Origin of the sequence: Rhodothermus bifroesti (assembly GCF_017908595.1) — a bacterium.
Classification (GTDB): domain Bacteria; phylum Bacteroidota; class Rhodothermia; order Rhodothermales; family Rhodothermaceae; genus Rhodothermus; species Rhodothermus bifroesti.
In genome coordinates, this window is sequence record NZ_JAGKTL010000003.1 from 488833 (window position 1) to 497421 (window position 8589).

The 8589-nt window shown below is 56.5% G+C and carries 5 protein-coding genes; all 5 read left to right on the forward strand.

Translation table 11 applies throughout. The annotated features are described in order from the left end of the window. Positions 1-210 precede the first annotated feature (210 nt). The 5 genes from porW (at position 211) to fusA (ending at position 8473) form a co-directional block, all read left to right on the forward strand. Entirely contained in the window at positions 211-3009 is a 2799-nt protein-coding gene (porW, locus tag J8E65_RS09120; protein WP_237181813.1) for a type IX secretion system periplasmic lipoprotein PorW/SprE, read from the forward strand. 100 nt (positions 3010-3109) lie between these two features. Next, entirely contained in the window at positions 3110-5209 is a 2100-nt protein-coding gene (ftsH, locus tag J8E65_RS09125) for an ATP-dependent zinc metalloprotease FtsH (RefSeq protein WP_210375466.1), read from the forward strand. 205 nt (positions 5210-5414) lie between these two features. Further along, a complete protein-coding gene (gene rpsL, locus J8E65_RS09130; RefSeq protein WP_210375434.1) occupies positions 5415-5789 on the forward strand; it encodes a 30S ribosomal protein S12 in 375 nt (124 codons plus the stop codon). Positions 5790-5846: 57 nt separating this feature from the next. Continuing rightward, complete coding sequence (gene rpsG, locus J8E65_RS09135; RefSeq protein WP_210375435.1) at positions 5847-6314, forward strand: 30S ribosomal protein S7; 468 nt, start codon at positions 5847-5849, stop codon at positions 6312-6314. A gap of 38 nt (positions 6315-6352) precedes the next feature. Next, positions 6353-8473 carry an elongation factor G gene (gene fusA, locus J8E65_RS09140; protein ID WP_210375436.1) on the forward strand — a complete coding sequence of 707 codons (2121 nt, stop codon included), beginning with the start codon at positions 6353-6355 and terminating at the stop codon, positions 8471-8473. Positions 8474-8589 lie beyond the last annotated feature (116 nt).

Sequence of the window (8589 nt, forward strand, 5' to 3'; positions counted from 1 at the left end):
CTTTAGGCTTGAGCGTGCTTTTAGGGCTCGTGGTCGCACGCTTGCGGATATTGACAGGGAGGTTCGGGCCTTGATCAATGAAGAGGTCTGGACCTCCCTTGCTGTAGTTACGGAGCCGGTCTATGGTGGGCGTCTTGTAGGGAGGGTGGCGATTGAACCAATGCTGCGTCGTGGCGTTTGGGAAGCAACGGTCTGCTTGCGCAGATGTAAATGCCTCGGCTTTCGCTACAATGCGCACTGCTTAGCGTGCTGCGCCCGATTGGTTTTGGGGTGCTTAGCATAGGTGTACTCTGGCTGCTTGCTGGATGCGGCTCTAGTTCGTTTTTAGGGCAGCAGGTCGAAAATTTTCGGGCTTACTACAACACGTTTTACAATGCCCGTCGATCGTTTGAGGAAGGGCGGCGGGCGCTAGAGCGCCAGCAGGCTGAACCCATCGATGGGACGACGTACCTCTCGTTGTTTGGTCCGCCAGCGCGGCCTAGTAATGTGACCCCCTTTAACAAGGCCATTGATAAGAGTGCGAACGTGCTTCGGGAGCATCCACGCTCGAAGTGGGCGGACGATGCGTTGATGCTGATTGGCCAGTCGTATTACTACATGGGTAATTATGCCGGAGCTGCCCAAAAATTTCGGGAAGTGATGGCTCTAAGCCGGGCTTATGAGCTGGAAGCACGGCTTTGGCTTGGCCGGGCGCTTTTGGCTGCCCGCTCGCATGATGAAGCGCAGGCGGTTTTGCAAGAGACGTTAGCCCGAGAAGGACTGCCTGCGGCTTGGCAGTCGCGTTTTAAGCTGTTGGAGGCCGAGGTGTATGTGCAGCAGCGGCGTTGGGAAGCTGCGCGCCAGGCGCTAGAAGCTGGTCTTGAGCGCGTTCCAGATCGGGAGTTGGGTGCGCGGGGATATTTTTTGCTGGGGCAGATATGCGAGACGCTGCGCGATTATGCCTGTGCCTATCGTGCTTTTGATCGTGTGCGTCGCTATCGGCCTAACTACGAGCTAGGCTATGCTGCGGCCTGGCATGCCCTTCGGATTCAGGGGCTGCACCTGGATGCTGCAGCAGCGCTGCGCAGCCTGAGCCAAATGCTGCGTGATGACAAACATTTCGCACGGCAGGGAGAGCTCTACTACCTGCGCGCGCGTATTTACCAGGCTATGGGAGAGGCCGAGACGGCGCGTACGCTTTACGAAGCGCTGCTTTACGGCAACCTTGCCGATGCAAGTCGCGTCCGTGGACGCATATACTATGCTTTGGGTGAGCTCTATCGAGACGCATTTCTGGACTACGAGCGGGCAGCGGCCTATTTCGACACGGCAGCGGCAGCGCTTCGACCAGCTACGCAGCCGTCGCGTGCAGCTGCTGAAGTTACGCCGACGCCGTTTGCGCTCTCAGACGCTGCCGAGTTGGCGCGCGTATTTGGACAGTTTCGCCGCGTGCGCCAAGAAATCCACCGGCTGGATTCGCTGCTGTATTTAGGGAGTCTCGATGAAGAAGCCTTTGCTGCTTTTGTCTTGGAGCTGCGCCGTCGCCGCGCCCAAGAGCTGGAAGCGCAGCGCCGTGCTGCGGGTCAGCGTGCGTTAGAGCAACGCTTTTTGCAGGGGCAGTCTGCGCCTTCCCTGCCAGGGCAAGAGGTCGTTGAGGCCGCTGCAGCTACAGGCGAGGCCGGCTTTTTGTTTCACCGCGATCCTATCCGCGTGCAAGAAAACCGTTCGCGTTTCTTTGAGCGCTGGGGGCGGCGTCCGTTGCTTCCCAACTGGCGGCGCTTGGCTGCTTTGCGGAGTGCTGCGTCTTCCGATCCTGCTGCCCAAGGTGCTGCAGCAGAGACCTGGGAAGACGATGCCGAGATTGCCTTGCCTTTGGTGGACGTGTCAGATGTTCCACGCGATGCCGTGCAGCGGGCACGGCTTGTGGCTGAACGCGCGCAGTTGCGCTACGAGCTGGGCAACGTGCTGTTTTTGTCTATGCATCAGCCGGATTCAGCGGCTTACTGGTATCGCTTGGTAATCCTCGAAGATGCCGATCAGCCCGTTGCGCAGCGGGCCTACTATGCGCTGGCGGAAGTGCAGCGCGCTCTAGGGGACACGCTGGCTGCCCAGGCGCTCCTCGAGACGTTGCTGCAACGCTATCCGACCACAGCGCTTGCCAGTCAGCTGCGCGTGCAGCTGGGCCAAGCGCCCTCGGCAACGCAGAATGCGCCGGACACGCTGAACTTGGCCGAAGCCGCTTACGCCCATGCCGTTGCTGCCTGGCGGGCAGGACGTCATCACGAGGCCCTGCAGCGCTTGCTTGAGCTTGCTGTGCACTACGAAAACACCCCCGTTGCGCCCCGTGCCTTGCTGGCTACGGGTTACGTATGGAAAGACCTGTTGGACGGCCATGCCCTAAGCGACTCTAGTCGCTTCCCTGTTCCGGTACCTGCTGCACTTGCAGCGCGACTGCTTGCAGCATCGGCCAGACCGGTGGCCGACACAGCTGCTTCGGTGCAAGCCGCAGCGGCCGTTGCCGTCGATACGGTGGCCATGGCGCACGTGACCTCTAGCAACTTGCGACCTACGCTTGCTCAGCTCTATGCCTACCTTACGGAGCGCTATCCTCAAAGTCCAGAGGCCAAGCAGGCGCAGCGCGTGCTTGCGGTCCTGCAGCCACCGTCGGTTGCTGCAAGCCCATCGGATTCAGCTCAAGTCGCTTCGCCCAGAGGGCCACGTGCACGGCTGCAAGAGCCTGGGTTTGCGCAGCAAGAACCTCGGCCATCTCAAGAAGTCTGGACCATCTTGCTCTTAGAAACTGAAGACGCCAATGAAGTAGGACAAGTCTTGCAGCAGTACCGGCCCTTGACCGGTGGCGCTGTGATCGATGTGCGTCCGTTTCAGCATGAAGGACGCATGCACTATCGGCTCATTTTAGGACGTTATCCCAGTGCTCAGGCTGCTCAGGCTGCTTTGGAACAGCTCCACCCGGTTTTGCAAGCTGCAGCCCGACCTTTCCGCCTAGAGCCTCCCGAAAGCAGGAACTAAAGTAAAATCTAAACGGTTTGGCTCAAGGCAAGCCTGTCCATTGGGACAAGGCGGGGAAGTAGTTTAAAGTATTCTTTTGAACTTTTTGATGATGGAACGCATGTCGCAAAAAGAGCGCGACAGCTTAGAATTGCGGCGAAGAGACGCGCCGGGGGATGAGGGGCCTCGTTTGCCCGAGCGGCGTCCCCGGTTTTCGGTATGGATCTACTTGGCCATTTTTTTGGCCTTGCTGGTGCACTTTTTCTTGTTTTGGAGTAGCACCGACACCAATTCGCTGGAATACAGCCAATTTTTAGCCTATGTGCAGCAGGGCTACGTCGAGCGGGTTGAAATCATCAACGATACCCGTATTCAAGGGCGCTTTACAGAAGCAGCGGTTCGCGAAGGTAAAGTGCCGATTCCTCCCCGCCGGACTGATCTGCTGCGGAGCCCGCAGTCTGCGGAACTATTGCGGCGCTTTACCACAACCAAGCCGGCAGATCACGATTTAACGAGTTTCTTGCTGGCCTATAATGAACAGGCCCAGGCCGAAGGCCGCCCGATTGTGCAGTTTAGTGCGCGCATCGAAGAGAACTGGTTTGGGGGTCTGCTTACCTGGATTTTCCCGTTAATTTTGATCATTGCGCTTTGGGTGTTTCTGCTGCGTCGCATGAACCCCAGTTCCCAGGTGCTCAACATTGGCAAAAACCGGGCAATTCTCTATGATGCGATGGGAGAGCACCGGGTCACATTTAAGGACGTAGCCGGTTTGGATGAAGCCAAAGAAGAGGTAGCGGAAATCGTTGAGTTTCTTAAGAATCCCAAAAAGTTTACCCGGCTAGGGGGTAAGCTGCCTAAGGGGGTGTTGCTGGTCGGTCCGCCAGGTACAGGCAAGACGCTCTTGGCCAAGGCGGTGGCTGGTGAGGCAGGTGTGCCGTTCTTTTCCATCTCGGGAAGCGATTTTGTGGAGATGTTTGTCGGGGTTGGAGCTGCGCGCGTGCGCGACCTGTTCCGCCAAGCCAAAGAAAAGGCGCCATGCATCATTTTTATTGATGAAATTGATGCGGTGGGACGGTTGCGTGGTCGTGGCATCATGATGGGGGCCAACGATGAGCGGGAAAACACGCTCAATCAGCTTCTGGTCGAGATGGACGGCTTTAACACCGATAAAGGTGTGATCATTATGGCCGCCACAAACCGGCCTGACGTGCTTGATCCGGCACTGCTGCGGCCGGGGCGCTTCGACCGGCAGATTCTGATCGATAAGCCTGATCGGCGGGAGCGTCTAGAGATCTTCAAGGTGCACACGCGCGATTTGATCTTGGGTAAAGATGTGGACCTAGAAGTGCTGGCGGGCCAGACACCGGGCTTTGCGGGCGCTGAAATTGCCAACGTCTGCAACGAAGCTGCTTTACTGGCGGCGCGGCGTGGCAAAGAGGCTGTTGAAATGGAAGACTTTGAGCAGGCGATTGATCGCGTTATTGCGGGCCTAGAAAAGAAAAACAAAATTATTTCGCCCGAAGAGCGCGAGATTGTGGCCTACCATGAGGCGGGGCATGCTATTGTGGGTTGGTTTTTGCAGTACACCGATCCTGTAGTCAAAGTCTCCATTGTGCCACGTGGGTTAGCTGCTTTGGGTTATGCCCAATACCTGCCAGAGGAGCGCTACCTGTATACCAAGGAGGCCTTGCTGGACCGCATGACGATGGCCATTGGTGGTCGGGTGGCCGAGGAGATCGTTTTTGGTCGCATTTCGACAGGAGCGCAAAATGATTTAGAGCGCATTACCAAGATGGCCTATGCAATGGTGGTTGATTACGGCATGAGCGAGCGTGTAGGCTACGTCAGCTTTAACCTTTCGGGTGACTATGGAGAGCAGGCCTTCTTTGGCAAGCCGTACTCTGAGGAAACAGCCCGTCTGATTGATGAAGAAGTGCGCCGGATTATTCAAGAAGTCCGTGAGCGCGCTCGTAAGCTCCTCGAAGAAAAACGGGAGCAGCTTGAGGCTTTAGCCCGGCGCTTGTTAGAAAAGGAGGTTCTTGGTCCGCGGGATCTTATCGAAATCTTGGGTCCACGGCCTTATGGCGACTACCTGGCAGCAAATGGCCAGGAAGCAGAAGCGGTAGTGAAAGATTTGCAAAGCGACGAACCCTCAGCTGCTTCATCCGTTGAACCGTCCGCTTCACTGTCAAGCTCAGGCCGGCAGGCACCAGAAGCTTGACGATCCCCTTTGTGGGTTGGGGGGGAATCCCTTTATAGAATGATCTACTAGTCTATATCAGTAGATCAGCTAAAATCGCCTGTTATAGGAGATTTTAGTGGAGAAATGGCCAAGAATGGGGGAAGAGGAGGGGTGTGGTTTGATCAAAGTGCTAAAGACAGTGTATATTACAAAGCTACGTTGTTGCACAAACGATTAAGGAGCCGTGCCAACAATACAGCAGCTAATTCGGCTGGGGCGTAAGCCCAAAATTAGAAAGTCCAAGTCGGTTGCCCTGCATGGGTGTCCGCAGCGTCGGGGGGTATGCACGCGTGTGTATACGACCACGCCGAAAAAGCCGAACTCTGCGCTTCGGAAGGTAGCCAAGGTGCGTTTGACCAATGGAGAGGAGGTGATTGCCTATATTCCTGGGGAGGGGCACAATTTGCAGGAGCACTCGATTGTGTTGGTGCGCGGTGGTCGTGTGAAGGACCTGCCGGGAGTGAAGTACCACATTGTGCGTGGTGCTTTGGACGCGGCAGGGGTAACCGACCGGCGCAAGTCGCGTTCCAAGTATGGTACCAAGCGGCCTAAGAAATAAGTCCACTGAGTCATCGCCGTGGGCGATGTCGTTTTAGGTACGGGTAAGTTTTAGACTATGCGTAGAAAGCGAGCTGAACGGCGACCGGTTGCGCCTGATCCGATATACAACGACGAGTTGGTAGCGCGTTTTATTAACTATGTGATGCGCAATGGCAAAAAAAGCCTTGCGCAGCGCATCGTTTACGAGGCGTTTCAGTTGGTTGAGGAGCGCATGGGCGAGCCGGGCATTGACGTCTTTAAGCGGGCAGTAAACAATGCGGCACCGTTGTTAGAGGTGCGTAGTCGGCGGGTAGGGGGTGCTACCTACCAGGTGCCCATGGAGGTGCGTCCAGAGCGGCGCATCTCGTTGGCGTTCCGCTGGATTATTCAGAGTGCGCGTGCCCGTAAAGACAAGAGCATGGCTATTCGTCTGGCCCATGAGCTTATGGCTGCGGCGCGTGGTGAAGGGGGGGCGATCAAAAAGAAGGACGACATGCACCGTATGGCGGAAGCCAACCGGGCCTTTGCCCACTTCCGCTTTTAAGGATTGGATTGTGGGGTTGAAATCTGTTTAGGTCAACAATGGAACTTAGATATCACGATATACCTCTAGAGCGGATCCGCAACATCGGCATCATGGCGCATATTGATGCCGGTAAGACGACCACGACAGAGCGGATCCTCTTTTACACGGGCCGGGTGCACCGCATTGGTGAGGTGCATGAAGGAGCGGCGACCATGGACTGGATGGAGCAGGAAAAGGAGCGTGGCATCACGATTACAGCTGCGGCCACGACCTGCTTCTGGTCTGGGTCTAAAAAAGACCGGCCGGTGCATCGGATCAATATCATTGACACGCCGGGTCACGTCGATTTTACCGTCGAGGTAGAGCGCTCGCTGCGCGTGTTGGATGGTGCTGTAGCACTTTTTTGTGCTGTTGGGGGTGTTGAACCCCAATCGGAGACGGTCTGGCGCCAGGCCAACAAATACAACGTGCCCCGCATTGCCTTCATCAACAAGATGGACCGTGCGGGTGCCAACTTTGAGGGCACCATCGAACAGATGCGGGAGCGGCTGAAGGCCAATCCGGTGCCGGTGCAAATTCCGATCGGCACGGGTGAGATGTTTCGGGGCGTAATCGACCTGGTGCTCGACAAGGCAATCATCTGGCACGATGAGACGCAGGGTGCTACGTGGGATGAGATCGAAATCCCCGAAGATCTGAAGAAAGAAGCCCGGCACTGGCGGATTTTGATGCTGGAAGCCATTGCGGAGCACAACGATGAGCTCCTGATGAAATACCTTGAAGGGGAGCCGATCACACCTGATGAGATTCGGGCGACCATCCGCAAGGCTACGCTGAAGCTCGACATTACGCCGGTTTTCTGCGGCAGTGCCTTTAAAAATAAAGGCGTGCAGCGGTTGTTGGACGGCGTGCTCGACTATCTCCCCTCGCCGGTTGACATTCCGGCCATTAAAGGGCATCATCCCGAAACGCAAGAAGAGCTGGAGCGCCATCCCAGCATTGATGAGCCCTTTAGCGCCTTGGCCTTTAAGATCATGACGGACCCGTACGTTGGTAAGCTGACGTTCTTCCGGGTTTATAGTGGAAAACTGACCAAAGGTCAGCAGGTGCTGAACACCACAACCGGCAAGCGGGAGCGTATTGGCCGATTGCTGTTTATGCACGCCAACCACCGCGAGGATGTTGACGAAGTTATGGCCGGGGATATTGCGGCTGCGGTAGGGCTTAAGGAAGTGCGCACAGGCGACACGCTTTGCGATCCGGACCATCCAATCCAGCTCGAGAGGATGGATTTCCCAGAGCCGGTTATCCGGATCGCCATTGAGCCCAAGACCAAAGCCGATAGCGATAAGCTTGCCAATGGCCTGCAGAAGTTGGCCGAGGAGGACCCCACGTTTCGGGTGTCGGTTGATCCCGAGACGGGCCAGACGCTCATTGCCGGCATGGGCGAGTTGCATCTTGAGATTATCGTTGACCGACTCCGGCGTGAGTTTAAGGTTGAGGCCAACGTGGGGCGGCCGCAGGTTGCCTATCGGGAGGCTATCCGGGCAGTGGTGCAAGAGCATTATGTGCATAAAAAGCAAACCGGTGGCCGCGGCCAGTTTGCAGAGGTCTATATTGAATTTGGTCCTAATGAAAGCGGGACAGGACTTGAGTTTATCAACGACATTCACGGCGGTGTCATCCCGCGGGAGTTTATTCCAGCGGTTGAAAAAGGCATCCGTGAGGCGATGAACCGGGGGCCGTTGGCAGGTTATCCGGTTGAAGGTGTGCGGGCGCGGCTCTACGATGGCAAGACGCACCCGGTCGACTCCGACGCGCTTTCGTTTGAGATTGCCGGGCGCATGGCTTTCCGGCATGCTGCCCGTCGGGCCGATCCGGTACTTAAGGAGCCGATCATGCTGGTGGAGGTCGTCACGCCGGAAGAGTATTTAGGAGAAGTGATTGGCGATCTGAATAGCCGTCGAGGGCGGATTTTGAGTATGTCGCAACGGCAAGATGCCCAGGTGGTGCGGGCCCTAGTGCCCCTTGCCGAGATGTTTGGCTACTCAACCGACCTGCGCTCGCTGACGCAAGGACGGGCCATCTACACGATGCAGTTTGAAACCTACGAAGAAGTCCCCAAAAACATTGCCGACGAAATCATCGCAGCGGCTACAGGCGCTACAGCGGCCTAAAGCCAGCTTGCGGTTTTTTTAACCTTAAGAGAAAAGCACAGCTATGGCGAAGGAGGTATTTCAGCGGACGAAGCCGCACGTGAACATAGGTACGATAGGTCATGTGGATCATGGGA